This window comes from Actinomarinicola tropica (genome assembly GCF_009650215.1).
GTDB classification, from domain to species: domain Bacteria; phylum Actinomycetota; class Acidimicrobiia; order Acidimicrobiales; family SKKL01; genus Actinomarinicola; species Actinomarinicola tropica.
Genome location: NZ_CP045851.1, coordinates 2,736,453 through 2,753,167, shown reverse-complemented (window position 1 = coordinate 2,753,167; position 16,715 = coordinate 2,736,453). Strand labels below are relative to the sequence as shown.

13 protein-coding genes and 1 pseudogene are annotated in these 16,715 nt (G+C 72.7%); 10 read left to right on the top strand and 4 right to left on the bottom strand.

Features of this window, described 5'->3' with window-relative positions; translation table 11 throughout:
* Positions 1-3 precede the first annotated feature (3 nt).
* A complete protein-coding gene (murJ, locus tag GH723_RS13510) occupies positions 4-1,617 on the top strand; it encodes a murein biosynthesis integral membrane protein MurJ (protein ID WP_195210304.1) in 1,614 nt (537 codons plus the stop codon).
* On the opposite strand, the gene gluQRS is transcribed toward murJ, so the two are convergent.
* Complete coding sequence (gene gluQRS / locus GH723_RS13505; protein ID WP_153760138.1) at positions 1,608-2,519, bottom strand: tRNA glutamyl-Q(34) synthetase GluQRS; 912 nt, start codon at positions 2,517-2,519, stop codon at positions 1,608-1,610. The two genes, murJ and gluQRS, sit on opposite strands and share 10 nt — an antisense overlap.
* 77 nt (positions 2,520-2,596) lie before the next feature.
* Between gluQRS and GH723_RS13500 the strand changes: the two genes are divergently transcribed.
* From GH723_RS13500 to GH723_RS13475, 6 genes are all read left to right on the top strand, one after another.
* A complete protein-coding gene (locus GH723_RS13500) occupies positions 2,597-5,269 on the top strand; it encodes an ATP-binding protein (protein WP_153760137.1) in 2,673 nt (890 codons plus the stop codon).
* A gap of 24 nt (positions 5,270-5,293) precedes the next feature.
* Positions 5,294-6,121, top strand: coding sequence for an ABC transporter ATP-binding protein (locus GH723_RS13495; protein WP_153760136.1), 828 nt, complete (start codon positions 5,294-5,296; stop codon positions 6,119-6,121).
* Positions 6,122-6,158: 37 nt separating this feature from the next.
* Positions 6,159-7,145 carry an ABC transporter substrate-binding protein gene (locus GH723_RS13490; protein WP_153760135.1) on the top strand — a complete coding sequence of 329 codons (987 nt, stop codon included), beginning with the start codon at positions 6,159-6,161 and terminating at the stop codon, positions 7,143-7,145.
* A complete protein-coding gene (locus GH723_RS13485; protein ID WP_153760134.1) occupies positions 7,142-9,232 on the top strand; it encodes an iron ABC transporter permease in 2,091 nt (696 codons plus the stop codon). The genes GH723_RS13490 and GH723_RS13485 overlap by 4 nt, the downstream gene beginning before the upstream one ends.
* Before the next feature lie 66 nt (positions 9,233-9,298).
* The gene (locus GH723_RS13480; protein WP_153760133.1) at positions 9,299-11,308 is read left to right on the top strand and encodes a SpoIIE family protein phosphatase; all 2,010 of its coding nucleotides are present in this window, start codon (positions 9,299-9,301) and stop codon (positions 11,306-11,308) included.
* A gap of 70 nt (positions 11,309-11,378) precedes the next feature.
* Complete coding sequence (locus GH723_RS13475; RefSeq protein ID WP_153760132.1) at positions 11,379-12,131, top strand: polysaccharide deacetylase family protein; 753 nt, start codon at positions 11,379-11,381, stop codon at positions 12,129-12,131.
* A 30-nt stretch (positions 12,132-12,161) separates the two neighbouring features.
* Here the strand turns inward: GH723_RS13475 and GH723_RS13470 are convergent, their stop codons facing one another.
* From GH723_RS13470 to GH723_RS13465, 3 genes and pseudogenes are all read right to left on the bottom strand, one after another.
* Positions 12,162-12,872: an anti-sigma factor gene (locus tag GH723_RS13470; protein WP_195210303.1), complete on the bottom strand. Its 711-nt coding sequence runs from the start codon at positions 12,870-12,872 to the stop codon at positions 12,162-12,164.
* A 7-nt stretch (positions 12,873-12,879) separates the two neighbouring features.
* Positions 12,880-13,098, bottom strand: a pseudogene (locus GH723_RS19245) (ABC transporter permease); the annotation flags it as partial.
* The gene (locus GH723_RS13465; RefSeq protein WP_153760130.1) at positions 13,095-13,811 is read right to left on the bottom strand and encodes an ABC transporter ATP-binding protein; all 717 of its coding nucleotides are present in this window, start codon (positions 13,809-13,811) and stop codon (positions 13,095-13,097) included. The gene GH723_RS13465 and the pseudogene GH723_RS19245, both read right to left, overlap by 4 nt.
* A 172-nt stretch (positions 13,812-13,983) precedes the next feature.
* On the opposite strand from GH723_RS13465, the gene GH723_RS13460 reads away from it, so the two are divergent.
* The 3 genes from GH723_RS13460 to GH723_RS13445 all read left to right on the top strand — a co-directional run bounded on the left by GH723_RS13460 (position 13,984) and on the right by GH723_RS13445 (position 16,595).
* Positions 13,984-14,232 (top strand): hypothetical protein, encoded by a 249-nt coding sequence (locus tag GH723_RS13460; RefSeq protein WP_153760129.1) that lies wholly within the window; start codon positions 13,984-13,986, stop codon positions 14,230-14,232.
* A 95-nt stretch (positions 14,233-14,327) separates the two neighbouring features.
* Positions 14,328-14,894 carry a hypothetical protein gene (locus GH723_RS13455; RefSeq protein WP_153760128.1) on the top strand — a complete coding sequence of 189 codons (567 nt, stop codon included), beginning with the start codon at positions 14,328-14,330 and terminating at the stop codon, positions 14,892-14,894.
* A gap of 1,368 nt (positions 14,895-16,262) precedes the next feature.
* A complete protein-coding gene (locus GH723_RS13445; protein WP_153760126.1) occupies positions 16,263-16,595 on the top strand; it encodes a hypothetical protein in 333 nt (110 codons plus the stop codon).
* The last annotated feature ends 120 nt before the right edge of the window (positions 16,596-16,715 follow it).

Below are 16,715 nucleotides of genomic sequence, written 5' to 3'. Positions count from 1 at the left end.
CAGATGGCGAAGGGGCCCGCAGCGACAGGTCGTGGCGCGCTCGTCCGCTCGAGCGCGATGGTCGCCGTGGGCACGGCGTTGTCCCGACTCACGGGGCTGCTGCGGATCGCCGCGCTGCTCTGGGCGCTCGACCAGACCCGACTGACCGACGTGTTCAACCTCGCGAACACGATGCCGAACCTCGTCTACGAGCTCCTGCTCGGCGGCATCCTCTCGGCGACCCTGGTGCCGCTGTTCACCGAGCGGCTGGACGACGACGACGGCGGCACCTCGGCCATCGTCTCGACGGTCGCCGTGGCGCTGGTCGTGGTCACCGTGCTCGGCGTCGTCGTCGCGCCCTGGGTGATGGGTGTCTACGCCGACGGCATCCAGGACCCCCGACCGGGCGAGGTGGAGGCCTACCGGGAGGTGGGCACGACGCTCCTGCGGTTCCTGATGCCCCAGGTGCTCTTCTACGGGCTCGTCACGGTGGTCACCGCCCTGCTGCACGCCCGTCGCCGCTTCGCGGCCCCGGCGTACGCGCCGGTGCTCAACAACGTCCTCGTCTCGGCCCTGCTGTTCGCGCTGCCGACGATCGTCGGGCGGTCCGTGCGGGGCGAGGGCGCCGTCGTCGACGCGCAAGGCGACACGACCCTCCTCGTCGTGCTCGGGCTCGGCGCCACGGCCGGCGTGGCGGCGATGGCCCTCGCCATGGTCCCGTCGGTCGTGCGGGCCGGCGTCTCGCTGCGGTTCTCGCGCAACTGGCGGCACCCGGCGGTCCGCCAGATGGTCCGCCTCTCCGGCTGGACGCTCGGCTACGTCGCGGCCAACCAGGTGGCGCTCTACGTCGTGTACTTCCTGGCGAACGCCCGCGACGCCGGGGACCTCACCGCCTACACGGTGGCGTTCACCTTCTTCCAGCTGCCGCACGGGCTGTTCGCCGTGTCGCTGATGACGACGTTCATGCCGGAGCTGACCGTCGCCGCCCAGTCCGGCGACCACCGGGCCTTCCGGGAGCGGTTCACGCTCGGGCTGCGCCTGATGGCCCTCGTGATCCTGCCGGCGTCGGCCGGCTACGTCGCCCTCGCTCAGCCGATCGTCGGGCTCCTGCCGATCCGGGGGGCCTCGATCGAGACCACGTCGTCGGTGCTCGCGGCGTTCGCCGTCGGCCTGTTCGGGTTCTCCGTGTACCTGTACGCCCTGCGGGGCTTCTACGCCCGCAAGGACACCCGCACGCCGTTCTTCCTCAACGTGGCGGAGAACGGCGCCAACATCGCCCTGGCGCTGCCGCTCGTGGTGGTGTGGGGGGTCGCCGGGCTGTCGGCCGCGTACTCCGCCGCCTACCTGCTGGCCGCCGTGCTCGCGGTGCGATCGCTCGGTCGGCGGGTCGGCGGGCTCGGGCTGCGTGCCGCCGCGGGGTCGCTGCTGCGCATGGCGATCGCCGCCGTGGGCTGCGGGGCGGCGGCGTGGCTCGCGTCGCGTGCCGTCGCCGACGTCGGCCCCGTCCTGGTGGAGGCCGTCGTCGGCGTCGTCGCCGGTGCCGCGGCCTACGGGGTGCTGCTCTTCGTCCTGCGGGTCGAGGAGGTCGACACGGTGGTGCGGATGGTGCGCGGCCGCCTCCGACGCGCTCAGAGCTGATCCGGGTCGACGATCCAGGGCTGGCGCGGCAGCGTCGTCGGATCGAAGCGGTCGACCAGCTCGCCGGGGGTGAGCAGCTCGCCCGGCTCGGCGAGGCCGAGGCTCGTCGCCAGGTGGGAGAGGACGAGCGCCGGCGTCTCTCCCTGCGCGGCGCGGTCGGCCAGGGTCACGGCGCCGTGGCGCTTCGCCATCCGCTTGCCGTCCGGACCGAGCACCAGGGGCACGTGGGCGTGCGCCGGTCGGGGCGCGTGGAGGAGGTCGGCCAGGTGCAGCTGTCGGGGCGTCGAGGACAGCAGGTCGTCGCCGCGGACCACCTCCTCGACGCCCTGGTCGGCGTCGTCGACGACGACGGCGAGGTTGTAGGCGGGGACCCCGTCGTTGCGCCGGAGGACGACGTCGTCGACCAGACCTTCGTAGGGGCCGTGGACCCGGTCGACGAAGGTGATCGACGCCACCTGCGCATCGAGCCGCAGCGCGGCGGGCCGTCCCTCGGCCGCACGGCGTGCCCGCTCGGCGGCGTCGAGGCGGCGACACGTCCCCGGGTAGGCACCTTCGGGGGCCTCGCCGTGAGCGGCCGACGCGGCCTCACGGATCTCGCGGCGCGTGCACGTGCACTCGTAGGTGAGCCCGCCGGCCACGAGGCGGTCGATGGCGGCGTCGTACAGCTCGCGCCGCTCGGACTGCCGGACGACGTCGCCGTCCCAGTCGAGCCCGATGGCCCGGAGGTCGGCGAGCTGCCCGGCCTCGTGGGCGCGGTCGGCGACGCGGTCGTCGAGGTCCTCCACCCGCACGAGGAACGCCGATCCCTCGGCGCGTGCGAACAGCCAGGCGAGGAGGGCGGTGCGGAGGTTCCCGATGTGGAGCTCGCCCGTGGGGCTCGGGGCGAAGCGTCCGACGGCCATGCGGGCATGGTGCCACGGGGGCGCCCGACGTCGAGATACCCCTGTCGCCGGCGGCCGCCGGTTCGTACCCTGACCGGGTGGACGCGCTCGGCCGGGACGAGGAGATGGCGCTCCTCGCCGCGCGGCTCCGGGACCGCCGCCTGGTCACCGTCGTCGGGCCGGGGGGCATCGGCAAGACAACGCTCGCCCGAACCGCGGCCGAGCGTGCCGCACAGGACTTCGACGAGGGGTCGCTCACGGTCGACATGACCCTCGTCGACGACCACGAGGGGGTTCGGGAGTCGCTGGCCGGGCAGCTCGGGTACGCCTCGGGGCGGGCGATGCTCCAGACGCCGGGCGACCGCCCGGTGCTCATCGTCGTCGACAACTGCGAGCACGTCCTCGACGAGGTCGCCGATGCCGTCGACCAGCTGCTCGGGTCCTGCGAGATGCCCACCGTCCTGGCGACGAGCCGCAGCCCGCTCGAGCTCCCGGGCGAGGTCGTCGTCGCCCTCGGCGGCCTGGCCGTGCCACCCCCCGGCGCGCTCGACGCACCTGCGGTGCAGGTCTTCGTCGAGCGGGCGCGCGACGCCGGGGTCGACCTCGAGCCCGACGAGGCGATCGCCGAGCTGTGCCGTCGCCTCGACGGGGTGCCGCTGGCGCTCGAGCTCGCGGCGGCCCGGACGCGCACCATGGCGCCGGCGGAGATCCTCCGCGCCCTCGACGTCGGGATCGAGGTCCTCGCGCCACCGCGGCGCCGGGGCACCGCCCGCCACCGGAGCCTCCGCGCGGCGATCGACTGGTCCTACGACCTGCTCGACCCGCCGCACCGCCGGCTGGTCGCTGGTCTCGCCGTGTTCGCCGGCCCGTTCTCGGTCGACGCCGCGCACGCAGTGGCCGGCGACCCCGAGGGTCGCGCCGACGACACGGCCGAGGGTCTGGCGGCGCTCGTCGACGCGTCGATGGTCATGGCCGAGCACGCCGACGGCGCCACCCGCTTCCGGCTGCTCGAGACGATCCGCGCCCACGGGGCCGAGGTGCTCGACGCCACCGGTGCCCGGACCCACCACGAGCGCCGGCTGGTCGACCACACGATCGAGCGGGCCACGCGCATCCTCCGCGAGGGGGCGAGCGGGTGGTCGTCCTCGGCGCTCACGGAGCTCCTCGACGCCTACGGCGACCTCGCCGCCGCGGTCCGCTGGTGCGTGGCCCACGACGAGGACCCGGACCGGGCTCTGCTCCTCGTCGCCGTGCTGTGGGGCGTCGTGCACCAGGCCCACACCGAGGAGGTCGGCCGGCTGGCCCAGCAGGTGCTCGAGCGGTGGCCGGCGACCGACGCCCCGCTCCGCGCCGACGCCGTCGCCACCGCCGCCACCTGCCGCTACATGCTCGGCGACCTCGATGGCGCGGTCGCGATGGCTGAGGCCGAGCTGGACGTGGGGCGTCCCTCGCCGTTCGCCCCCGCCACCCTGCGACGCGTGGTCGCCCAGGCCCGTCGGGCCGCGGGGGACGCCGAGGGTGCGGTCGAGGCGTTCGCGGCGACGGCGGCCACCGCGCGGTCGCTCGGCCTCGTCGCGATGGCTACGGAGGCCGACGCCGCCCGGGCGCAGGTGATCGCCGACCTCGGTCGGGTGGAGGAGGCGCTCGACCTCGCTCGTGGCGCCGAGGAGGAGGCACGGCGTCACGGTTCGGAGGTCGGGGTCACGTGGGCGCGAGCGATCCAGGGGTCGATCCTGCTCCGCTCGGACGTGGACGCGGCAGCCACCCTGCTCGACCGGGTGCTGGGCGAGGCGCACGCGATCCGCTACCACGCGGCGGCGAGCGTCGTCCTGCGGGCCCGAGCGCTCGCCGACGTCCTGCGCCGTGACTGCCCGGGTGCGGCGGCGCGCACGTTGCAGATGCTGGAGGACCTCCTCGCGGTCGGCGCCACCGACGAGATGCGCGCCGTGCTGGAGGTCGCCGCGCCGACCTTGGAGCTGGCCGGACGGACGCAGGTGGCCCGGGACCTGGCCGCCACGGCGCTGGTGCTGCCCGTCGTCTCCATCACCGCGAGCGTCGGGCACGAGCTCGTGCCGCTGCAGCCCGGGGACGGGCGCATCCTGCCGGTCCGCGACGCGATCGTCATCGTGCGGCAGGAGCTGCGGGTGCTGCTCGAGCCGGAGGGCTGGGACGGCGTCGAGCGCCGCGCCTCGGCGACGCGCCGCGGCACGTTCCGACCGGACGGCGACATGTGGGAGGTCGGGCTCGGCGATCGCACCTGGCGGGTGCGGGGGACGAAGGGCATGCACGACATCTGGCGGCTGCTCGGCTCGCCCAGCCGGGAGGTCCACAGCCTCGAGCTCGTCGGCTCCGCCGTCGACGAAGCGGGCACCGGGCCCCGCCTGGACGAGACGGCCCGCCGTGCCTACGAGCAGCGGGTGCGAGAGCTGCAGGCCGACATCGACGAGGCGGACGATCGCCACGACCTCGCGCGTGCGGAGCGGGCGCGCCTCGAGCTGGATGCGCTCGTCGACGAGCTCACCTCCTCGCTCGGCCTCGGTGGACGGGCGCGGAGCAGCGGGTCGTCGGCGGAGCGGGCCCGCTCGACGGTGACGCAGCGGATCCGTGCCGCGGTGCGCCGGATCGAGGCGGTCGACCCGGGTCTCGCCCGCCACCTGCGGGCGTCGGTGCGCACCGGCGCCTTCTGCTGCTACGAGCCGGAGGAGCCCGTCGCCTGGGTGCGAGGTGCACCGACGCAAGGCACGTGGGCGGTCTGTGTTAGGTCGCCCTAATCATGCGCGTGTACTGTGCCGCCCATGGCCATCACGAGAGCTGCCTCCGCCCTGCGTGCCGTCGACCTGCGATGCGGCTACGGGGACGTGGACGTCGTCACCGGGGCGTGCGTCGACGTCCGTCCCGGCGAGGTCACGGCCCTCGTCGGTGCGAACGGCTCCGGCAAGTCGACGCTCCTGCGGTCGATGGCCCGGCTGCACACGCCCACGTCGGGTGACGTCCTCCTCGACGGTGATACGCCGGCCCTCGCCCTCTCCCTCCGGGAGTTCGCCCGCCGCGTCACCCTGCTGACCCAGAGCCGTCCGAGCCCCGCGGGGATCCCGGTGCGCGACGTCGTGGCCTACGGTCGCCACCCGCACCGGCATCGCTGGCGGGGCACCGACCCCGATGGGGCCGAGGCGATCGCCTGGGCGATGGAGGTCACGGGGGTCACCCCGATGGCCGACCGTGGCATCGACGAGCTGTCCGGCGGCGAGCGCCAGCGGGTGTGGCTCGCCACGTGTCTCTGCCAGCGGACCTCCGTGCTCCTGCTCGACGAGCCCACGACGTTCCTCGACCTTCGCTACCAGGTCGAGATCCTGGAGCTCGTCCGCGACCTCGCAGACGTCCACGGCGTGGCCGTGGGCATCGTGCTCCACGACCTGCAGCAGGCCTGCGACGTCGCCGACCGCGTCGTCCTCCTCGCCGACCGCGCCGTCCTCGCCGCCGGGCCGCCGGAGGACGTGATGACGGCCGAGCTGCTGTCGGCGGCGTTCGGCATCCGCATCGACGTGCACCCCGATGCCGAGACCGGCGTGCGACGCATCCACCCGGTGGGGCGCCACACCCACCGGGCCCGCCAGCTCGCCTGAACCCTCACGAACCCCCCCGAACCGGAAGGACCCGAACATGACCCGTCCCCACCTCCGCCGCGCCGTCGTGGCGGTCGCGCTGGCCCTCGCCCTCGCCGCCTGCGGCACCACCGAGGACGACGCCGCCGACGCCGACGACCCCGCACCCGAGGCGGCGGAGCCCGTCACGGTCGTCGACGCTCGGGGCGAGGAGGTCGTCCTCGAGGACGGCCCCGCCCAGCGCGTCGTGGCCCTCGAGTGGATGCAGGCCGAGGTGGCCGTCACCCTCGGTGTCATGCCGGTCGGCGTGGCCGACGTCGACGGCTACACCACCTGGGTGTCGGCGGCCGCGCCGCTCGACGACACGGTGGCCGACGTCGGCACCCGCGGCGAGCCGAGCGTCGACGCGGTCATCGACCTCGACCCCGACCTCATCCTCGTGGAGGCCGGCGCGTCGGAGGACGTCGTCGACCGCCTCGACGACTACGCCCCGGTGGTCGTCGTGCAGGGCAGCGATGCCTCGGACAACCTCGGGCAGATGCGCACGAACGTCGAGACGATCGCCACCGCGCTCGGCAAGGAGGCGGAGGCCGAGGAGGTCCTCGCCGAGCTCGACGCGGCCATCGAGGACGGCGCCGCCGCCCTCGAGGAGGCTGGCGTGGCCGGCGACGGCTTCGCCATGGCCGACGGGTGGATGGACGGCAGCACGGTCTCGATCCGCATGTTCGGCGAGGGCTCGCTCATGTCCGACCTGGCCGAGGCGCTCGGGCTCGAGAACCGCTGGACGGGCGAGGTCGACGAGATGTGGGGCCTCGGGGTGACCGACGTCGAGGGTCTCACCAACATCGGCGACGCCCACTTCTTCTACAGCGCCTCGGAGGACGACGTCTTCGGTGACGGGCTGGCCGGCAACCCGATCTGGGACTCGCTGCCGTTCGTCGTCGACGGCGACGTGCACAAGCTCGAGGCCGGCACCTGGACCTTCGGTGGCCCCGCCGCTGCGCAGTTCTTCATCGACCAGGTCGTCGAGGGCCTCACCGGGTGACCGACGCGGCCACGGCGGACCCGACCGCAGTCGGGTCCGCACCCGCGGGGCGCCGCCGCCAGCTGCCGAGCGCACCGGTGCTGGCGGCGGCCGTCGTCCTGCTCGCCGTCGCGTCGGTGGTGCACCTGACCCAGGGCACCTCCACCGTCGGCGCCGGGGACGTCGTCCGCCTCCTGTTCGACTGGGACCAGGCGACCTGGGACGTGCTCCTCGGGTCCCGGCTGCCGCGCCTCGTCGCCGCGCTCGTCGTCGGCGCAGCGCTCGGCGGCTCCGGCGCCGCCCTCCAGTCGGTGGCCCGCAACCACCTGGCCTCGCCCGAGCTGCTCGGCGTGTCGGCGGGTGCCTACTTCGCGGTCACGGCGGTGGCCGCGTTCGGGGTCACGCTCCCGCTCTGGGCCGCGGGCAGCGTCGCCTTCCTCGGTGGCCTGCTCGCCGCGGCCCTGGTGATGGCTCTCGCCGCTGGCGGCGCCGCCGGCTCGACTCGCCTCGTCCTCGCCGGATCGGCGGCCTCGCTGTCGCTGGCGTCGGGCACGTCGCTGCTCCTCATCCTCTTCCAGGAGGAGACCCGAGGCCTGTTCGCGTGGGGGAGCGGGTCGCTCCTCGCCGTCGACATGCAGGCCAGCGGGAGGATGGCGCCGGTGCTGGTGCTCGGTGTGCTCGGCCTCGTCGCCCTCGGCGGACGCCTCGACATGTTGGTGCTCGGCGACGACGCCGCGACCGCGCTCGGCGTGCGGGTCCGGGCGGTGCGAGTCGGCGCCACCCTGCTCGCCGTGCTCCTCGCCGCCGCAGCGGTGACGGTGGCGGGGCCGATCGGCTTCGTCGGCCTGAGCGCGCCGGTGATCGCCCGCCTGGTCGCGAGCCGTGCGCCGTCCCTCCTCCGCCACGCCGCCCTCATCCCGTTCGCGGCGGTCGTGGGATCGCTGGTCGTGGTGGCGAGCGACGTGGGGCTCCGAGCGCTCGTCGGCGCGGCGCAGGGTGTGGAGGTGCCGACCGGCGCCGTGACGACGCTGACGGGGTCGCTGTTGCTCGTCGTGCTCGCCCGCCAGCACCGCGACGCCGGCGTGGCGCGCGACGCGCCGGCGGCACGGTGGCGGTCGGTGCGGTCCCGGCGGCGGGCCGTCGTCGTGGTCGGGGTGCTCGTCGCCCTGCTCGGCGCGGCGGTCCTCGCCGGCGCGCTGCTCGGCGGCTCGACGCTGCTCACCGGCGACATCGCCGCCTGGCTCACCGGCAGCGCCGGGACCCGGACGAGCTTCATCCTCGACGAGCGGCTCCCCCGCGTCGGTGCCGCGGTGTTCGCGGGTGCGGCCCTGGCCCTGGCCGGGACGGGGGTGCAGGCGGTGAGCCGCAACCCCCTCGCCGAACCCGGGATCCTCGGCATCACCGCCGGCGCCGGCCTGGGGGCGGTGGTGCTGACCACGAGCGTCGACGGAGCGGGCATCTGGTGGATGGCGGCCGCGGCCACCGTGGCAGCCGCCCTGACCTTCGTGGCCGTGTACGCCGCGGCGTGGCGTGGCGGCCTCAGCCCCGACCGGCTCGTGCTCGTCGGCATCGGCATCTCGGCCGCGCTCGGCGCGCTGACCGTCGTCGTGCTCGTCACCACCGACCCGTGGAACACCCCGAAGGTCCTGACGTGGCTCTCGGGCTCCACCTACGGCCGGCAGTTCGACCACCTGCTGCCGGTGCTCGCGTCCCTGGTCATCGCCGCGCCGCTCCTCCTCGCCGCGCACCGCCGGCTGGACCTGCTCGCCATCGACGACGACGTGCCCCGCATCCTCGGACTCCCGCTCGAGCGCACGCGCCTGGTCGTGCTCGTCCTCGCGGTGCTGCTGACCGCCACCTCGGTCACCGCCGTCGGGGTCGTCGGATTCGTCGGGCTCGTCGCGCCGCACGCCGCCCGCGCGCTCGTCGGCGGGGGGCACCGTCGCGTGCTCGTGGTGGCCTGCCTGCTCGGTGCCGTCCTGCTCTCGGTGGCGGACACCGTCGGACGCACCGTCATCGCTCCGGCGCAGGTGCCTGCGGGTCTCATCACCGCCCTGGTCGGTACGCCCTACTTCGTCTGGCTCCTCTGGCGGTCACGCCCGGCCTGATCCCGCCGGCGTTTCGCGCCCCGGGCAGGGCTGGTACGCCCCACACCTCGCACACGAGGAGGAGACGTGGAGTGGCGCCGGTACGTCGACCCTGATCGACCAGCCACCCAGGCGATCGCCGTCGGACTCGCCTACGCGGCCCTCGCGACCTCGTCGTTCGCGCTGTTCGGAGCCTCGGAGATCGGGGTCACCTTCTTCCCGCCGGCCGGCCTCACCTTCGCGGTGCTGCTCGCCACGCCGCGTCGCCGGTGGCCGCCGATCCTCGTGGCGATCGTCGTCGCCGAGGTCACGGTCGACCTGGCGAACGGCTACTCCCTCGAGGCGGCCCTCGGGTGGGCCACCGCGAACGTCGTCGAGCCGACGGTCGGGGCGTGGCTCGCCTCGCGCATCTCGGCGCCGGCCATCGGGCGTCGGTTCGCGCTGGCCATCCTCGTCGGCGGGATCCTCGTCGGCCCCGCGGCAGGGGCGAGCATCGGCGCGGCGACCCTCTCGCTGTTCGAGGGCGGGGACGGGTGGGCTGCGCTCTCTGACATCTGGGTGGGCGACGCCCTCGGCGTGCTGATCGTCGCACCGCTGGTCCTCGCCGTGCTGCGGCCCGCCACGTTCACCTCGGTGGCGGTCACGTGGCTCGATCTGGCGGGCACGACCGGCGTCGCGGTGGTCGCGACCGTGGTCGTCGTCGGGGTGGGCGACCCGAGGCTCGGCTACGCCGCCGCCCTCGCCCTGGCGCTCCCGGCCGCCCGGTACGGCACGCGCGAGCTCGCCATCGCGGCGGTGATCTTCGCCTCGGTCCTGACCACGGCGACGGCGCACGACGTCGGCCCGTGGGCACCCGGCCGCACGGGCGCGGACCCGCAGGAGCGGCTCGTCGAGCAGCAGGCGTTCATCCTCCTCGCCACGGCGGCCGCGTGGTTCGTGAAGCTGGAGGTCACCGAGCGGGTGCGGGCGGCGACGATCGCCACCGCCGCCCGTGCCGACCTGCGCGAGGCGCGCCGGGCCGCCCTCGACCGCGAGCACCTCGCGGCCATGAACGTGGCGCTCGCCGACCTCGGCTCGGTCGACACGCTCGACGCCCTCCACGAGGCCCTCCCACGCCACGCGCGGTCGATCTGCGACTGCAGCTCGGTGCAGCTCGACCTCGATGTGTCGGCCCGTGCCGTCGAGTCCACGGCGCGGCCACCCCGGATCGCGCTCGAGGGCCAACGCCTCGTCGTCCCGCTGCGCACGCCGACGGCGTCCGGCTCCCTGGTGCTCGAGCGTCCCGGGCCCCGCCCCTGGTCGGGAGGGGACCAGATCCGTGCCGTCGCCTTCGCGTCGATCGTGGGCGACGGGATCGAGCGTGTGATGCGCGCCGAGACGCACCGCCACATCGGGCTCACGTTCCAGGACGCCATCCGGCCGCGCGTCATCGGCGACGACCTCGGTCAGATCGCCCACGGCCTCTACCGCCCGGCCACGAGCGGGATGTACGTCGGCGGCGACTGGTACGACGTGGTCGTCGTCGAGGACGGGTCGGAGCTGCTCACCTCGATCGGCGACGTGGCGGGTCACGACCTGGCGGCCGCGGCGCAGATGGGCCGGGTGGCGTCGTCGGCCCGGGCGCTCGCCCACGCCGGCCACCCGCCGGCGGAGCAGCTGGAGCTCCTCGACGAGCTGGCGCTGCAGGACGAGGAGGCGTTGATGGCGACGGTCGTCTGCGCGCGCATCGACCTGAAGGAGGGGGAGATGGTGTACGCCTCCGCGGGCCACCTCCCGCCGATGCTGCGGCGCGCGGCCGACGGCGCGGTCGTGATCCTCGACGACGCCACGTCGCCCCCGCTCACCGCGAAGGTGGGCCGCGGCCGACCGGAGGGTCGTGTGGACGTCGCGGCCGGCGACCTCCTCGTGCTCTACACCGACGGGCTCGTCGAGCGCCGCCGGGTGGGGATCGACGAGCGTCTCGCCCAGCTCGCGGACGCGCTGCGGGCGCTCGACGGGACCGCGCCGCACGAGGTCTGCGATGCGGTGGTCACGGCGATGATCCCGCACGGCCGCCACGACGACGACGTCGCCCTGGTGTGCATCCGCATCCCGTGATCAGGGCGTTGGACCCTGGCGCCCGAGGGTGGTGGGCGCTGTCCACTGGAAGCGACGAAGGGGGTGCACGATGCGCGAGTCGCTCGAGCGCCATCGAGGCCCTCTCGTCGCCGTGGCGGTGTTGCTCCTACCGCTGCTCGCGATCGCCGGATCGTGGTTCCTCGTCGACCGTGACGAGCGCTCCGGGGGCGCACCGTCAGCCGACGGGTCGACCTCGCTGACCGAACCCGCCGCTTCCACCACGACGCTGTGGTCCTCCACCTCGACCTCGGCCACCGCGACGACCGCGGGCCCGACCACCACCGCACCGCCCCCGCTCCCCACCGTCGGCACGATCGTCCGGCGCGGCGACCCGACGGTCCGATCCGTGGCGCTGACGTTCGACGCCGGATCGGACGTCGGCAACACCGACGTCGTCCTCGAGCTGCTCCAGCGGGAGGGGATCACCGCCACGTTCGGCATCACCGCGGCGGAGCGTGCCGCGCAGATCCGCGATGCCGAGGCCGCGATCGTGGCCGCCGCCGGCCGCGGGACGAACGGCTGGTTCCGGCCGCCCTACGGCGACGTGGACGACGGCGTCGTCCGCGACGCGGCCGCAGCAGGGTGGCCCGTGACGCTCATGTGGACCGTCGACTCGCTGGGATGGAAGGGCACCGGTGCCGACGCCGTCGTGGATCGCCGCCCCGCAGGAGCCGAGCCCGGCGCCATCTACCTCCTGCACGTCGGCGCGGCGTCGGACGACGCCGAGGCCCTGCCCCGGATCATCGGCGGTCTGCGCGACCTGGGCTACAGCTTCGAGACTGCCGCGGAGATCGCGGGGTGACGGGCAGCAGCGACCGCCGGCCGAGGTCGCTCAGCCGGCGTAGAGGATGTCGCCGGTCGGTTGCGGTGAGCCGCCGGCCGGCTCGATGGTGATGCCCCACCCGTCGACGGGTTCGACCGGCAGCGCCACGCGCCGTTCGAGGCGACCCTCGGTGTCGGGTTCGAGCAGCCCGGCGGAGGTCGGGCCGTCCCGGCCGAGGCTCCAGAGCTCGTAGACGCGGTCATCGCCGGGATCGGGCAGGTCGGAGCCGATCACGACCGCCCCGTCGGTGCTCGCGGACCACGCGACCCGGACCGCCCCGGGAGGGCCGGCGCTCTCCAAGGTGACGAGCTCGACGTCGGGCGCCGCCAGCACGGCGAGCAGGTCGGTCGCGCGGTCGCGGTCGACGACGGCGTCGCGCGCCACGAGGCCGGCGGCCAGCGCGACGAGGAGGAGCACGGCGGCGGCGGCCAGCGGCACGAGCGGCCGCGAGCCGCTGGTGGCGCGGCCACCCCCGGCTCGAGCGAGCTCCCGGGGTTCTTGCGGTGTGGTCGCTGCGGCGGCGAGGACGCGTGAGCGCAGCTCGGGCGGCGGCTCGACGGCCGTGGCGCCGGCCAGCTCACCGGCGGTACCGCGGAGCTCGTCGATGTCGGCGGCGCAGTCGGGGCACCCGGCGAGGTGGGCCTCGAAGCGGGCGCGCTCGTCCGGCTCGAGGGCGTCGAGCGCGTAGGCGGCGGCGAGGTGGTGGAGGTCGTCGCTCATGGAGACGTCCCCAGGATGTCGCGACCAGCAGGATGCCGGGCAGGAGGTAGTCGACGTACCGGACATCGCCGGTGTCGATCGCCCCGCCGAAGACGTAGACGAACAGGAGCAGCATCACGATCGGGGTGATGGCGGTGGTGATGATCGTGTCGGGGCTGCGCAGGATGTGGCGCATCGACCGGCCGAGCAGCGTCACCGTGTCGACGAGAGCCTCCCTGCTCCTCATCGGACGAGGGCGAGGAACACGTCCTCGAGGCTGGGCTGCTTCTCGACGTACTCGACCGTGGCCGGCGGCATCAGCGCCCTGAGCTCGGCCAGCGTCCCCTCCACGAGGACGGTGCCCTCGTGGAGGATGGCGATGCGGTCGGCGAGCTGCTCCGCCTCCTCCAGGTACTGGGTCGTGAGCAGGATCGTGGTGCCGTCGTCGGCGAGCTCACGGATCGAGTCCCAGACCTCCCGACGTGCGTGCGGGTCGAGGCCGGTGGTGGGCTCGTCGAGGAAGACGATCGGCGGACGGCCGACCAGGCTCATGGCGATGTCGAGACGACGGCGCATGCCGCCCGAGTAGGTCCCGGCACGGCGGTCGCCGGCCTCGGTGAGCGACAGCCGCTCGAGCTGCTCGGCGGCGATCCCCTGCGGGTCCGCGAGGTGGCGGAGCTTGGCCACCAGCACGAGGTTCTCGCGGCCGGTGAGGACGTCGTCGACCGCTGCGAACTGACCCGTGAGGCTGATCGAGCGTCGCACCTCCTCGGGTTCGGTGGCGACGTCGACGCCGTTGACGGTGGCAGTGCCGCCGTCGGGCCGAAGGAGGGTGGAGAGGATCTTGACGAGGGTCGTCTTCCCCGCCCCGTTGGAGCCGAGGAGGGCGACGACCGAGCCCCGTGCGACCTCGAGGTCGAGGCCGCGGAGGACGTCGAGGTTCCCGTAGGACTTGGTCAGGCCGGCGACGCGGACCGCTGGTGGGTGTGCATGCGGCGAGCGTGCAGCATTGACCTCGCGTCAAGGTCAAGCGCGAGGCGGACGGGTGTGTCGAGGTGAGCTCGCGCTCGCCGCGCCGAGTAGACATGCCGTCGTGACGGTGCGGGCGGCGACACTCACGTGACGAGGATGGTTGGCTCGCCTCGCGGGCCCGGAGCGCACCGGGTTCGCCTTGCCATGGATGCACCGGGCCACCTGGGCCGAGATCAGTTCGGTCGAGAAGGTGTGGCTTCGTTCGGCGAAGCGATTCGACGTGGCGATCCGCACGGGCCGGCGACGGATTCGGATCGACACCGACCTGCTGTCCGATTCGCCCGACCGCCTGATCGAGCTGCTCCTGGAGCAGTGGCGATCGTGGGCCGTGCGCCGAGTCGCGGGCTGAGAGCACGAGGAGTCGACGTGGCCGAGCGTGCACCAGTCCGTGAGCGAGACGTGGATCGACTGCGGGGGAGGCTCGACAGCGTGAGGTGTCCGTGAATGTATGAGGGGGAGCCGGTCGAAGTCCTGCTGCCGTTCGTCCACCAGTACGAACTGGAGGTGGTCGGCTCCGACTACTCGACCGATGCGAAGGAACGCCGCATCTTCCAGACGAAAGGGATCTACCGACTTGCTCCGAGCATGATTCTGGATGTGTACCCTCGGAGTGCAGCCGCGTGGCGGGGAGAGTTCTTCGGAGGCCTTCAACCCCTCACGGTGGTGAGCTCAACGCCTAGCCCGGACCACTTCTTAGCGGTTGCAGGTGGGATCGCATACCTGGTGAGGGCACAGTCTCCGGGCGACTTCGCTGTCCTTCCGGGAGGCGTGGAGCGCCTCGGTTGGTCGGAGACGGCACACGCGCTGGTGTTGGCAGACGTGACAGAGGTCTCGGTCATCGATGAGACAGGCGGCATTCGTTGGAAGTCCGACCGCCTCGTGGCCGATGGCTTCGACGAGGTGCGCGTGACTCACGACTCCGTGGTGGTCCGCGGATACGGCCTCGGCACCGGCCGCGAAGTGGAAGTCGAGCTCGCTCTCGCCGACGGTTCGGAGCTCTGGCGGTCCTAGTGGTCCTGACGGTGCCGCGCTGAGAGGAGAGGCCGTGCCTGCCTGGCTAGATGCACGTATGTCGTGCCCCCACTGTGGGGAAGCTCAATGGTTCCGTGAGCTTCCACTCTTGTGGGGAGCCGTTCGCTCGCCGTATCCAAATGTGGGGCCACACTATAGAGTCGGCGGAATTGTGATGTGGCATGCAACGCCGGATGGTCGGGTGCCTGGAAATGCGTCGTTTCGCGCTGAAACCGGATCGATCAACGCCGGGGAGCCCACACGCGGGGTCGTGCTCGTGCACTGTGACGAGCCGCGGCGCTGCGAGTCGTGTCGGGAGGGGTTGGGTGGCAGTGTCATCGAGATCCGTAACAACCAGATTGTCGATGCGCGTATTCTGGCTACCGGGCAGTGGGAGACGGATGTCGACTACGTCGTGCAGAGAGTCGATGGCAGTACGGAGTCGCATTCGGCATTTGAGCCACTAGCTTCGGTTGCTCTCGATGACTGACCTTGCCCGGCTTCGGTGGACCCTGATTCTGGCGTACTGAGGAGGCCCTGTTGGGCGTAGTTGAATCCCCTCTGATGCTGTGGCTCGACCGCTCTATTGTGCTTCGTGCGAGCAGCTTGCTCCTTGCCTTGCTCGTGCTGCTCCTGTGGTTCTTGCAGGTCGGTGACAACCCAGGGTGGATATCAGCATTCGTCGTGGCTGTGGGGTTAGCCGTTGTCGCATCTACGGCGAAGGGAGTCCTGCGACCACCGCTGCAGCTTCAGGAGATTGGAGGAGGACTCTACGAAGTGCGCGCGGCCACACGGTGGGCGACGTCGCGTCGACGAAAGGTGGACGTCCGCGATTCGGACTTCTCCATCACTGGGCCGAGTCCCTTCGGTTCGCCTGGTCATCTGCTCGGCGGGAGCGATCCCCTACTGAGGCGCGTGAGCCGCATCATCGGTCTGTGGGAACTTGGGCTCCGTCAAGGTCCGGAGTACCTGTACATCGGCGGCAGTCGCACCGACCTCGAGGAGACGAAGGCTCAGCTACTGAGGGCTGCTGAGCGCCCGTAGGTCTCGCGTGGCGGACCAGGCGAACCCTCAAGCGATGCGTAGGTGCGGTAATCCAGGATCCCGAGCAGGCCCGCGTTCAGAGCGTGTTCGTCCAGGATCTGATGGCGGTACACCATCAGATCGTCAAGCGACGGCGCCGGCACGCCGACGGTCGAGGTGTTCGATGCGGCCGCCGCTACGGTCGAGAAGATTGGATTTCCCTGAATGTACGAGGGTTGGCAGATCGAGCCAGGAGAGTCAGTCGGGCCCATTCGTCTCGGTATGGAGGTGCTTGACGCCCGGCGTGCGACAGGGCGCCCTCTGCGGGAGACGCATCCGAGCTTCATGACGTTCCTCTACTATGATGGATTGACGGTGATGGCGGTGCACGGGATCATCACGTCGATTGTCGTCGAGACTGGATCCCAGATCGCGATTCCCGGAACCGGCTTACGACCAGGCGCGATGTTACGAGATCTCCTTGACCAACTCGGAGTTGTTCTTGAGTATGACGAAGAGGAGGCCCTCTGGTTTACGCCTACCATCCCCGGCTTGTGGTTTGGGATTGAGCGGCCCGGTGGGCCAGACGAACCGCCAAGCGTAGCCGAGGTGTGGCGAATCCAGGACCCCGAGAGGGCCCGTATTCACAGGGTGTTTGTCCAGAAGCCTGTGGATTGATCTGTCGCGCTCCGACGAGCCGTTCGCGACTTCGCTCCCGTCGTAGGGACTGTCAGGTCTTCGGTGTAACTGAGCTCGACCGCTTTCATCGACCTGCGGAGAAGAGACTGCCTTCGAAGG

Bases quoted from the DNA above. Each gene is read 5' to 3' on its own strand.
- murJ (WP_195210304.1), top strand. From the start codon at position 4: ATGGCGAAGGGGCCCGCAGCGACAGGTCGTGGCGCGCTCGTCCGCTCG.
- GH723_RS13475 (WP_153760132.1), top strand. From the start codon at position 11,379: ATGCGCGAGTCGCTCGAGCGCCATCGAGGCCCTCTCGTCGCCGTGGCG.
- gluQRS (WP_153760138.1), bottom strand. From the start codon at position 2,519: ATGGCCGTCGGACGCTTCGCCCCGAGCCCCACGGGCGAGCTCCACATC.
- GH723_RS13490 (WP_153760135.1), top strand. From the start codon at position 6,159: ATGACCCGTCCCCACCTCCGCCGCGCCGTCGTGGCGGTCGCGCTGGCC.
- GH723_RS13470 (WP_195210303.1), bottom strand. From the start codon at position 12,872: ATGAGCGACGACCTCCACCACCTCGCCGCCGCCTACGCGCTCGACGCC.
- GH723_RS13495 (WP_153760136.1), top strand. From the start codon at position 5,294: ATGGCCATCACGAGAGCTGCCTCCGCCCTGCGTGCCGTCGACCTGCGA.
- GH723_RS13455 (WP_153760128.1), top strand. From the start codon at position 14,328: ATGTATGAGGGGGAGCCGGTCGAAGTCCTGCTGCCGTTCGTCCACCAG.
- GH723_RS13445 (WP_153760126.1), top strand. From the start codon at position 16,263: ATGACGTTCCTCTACTATGATGGATTGACGGTGATGGCGGTGCACGGG.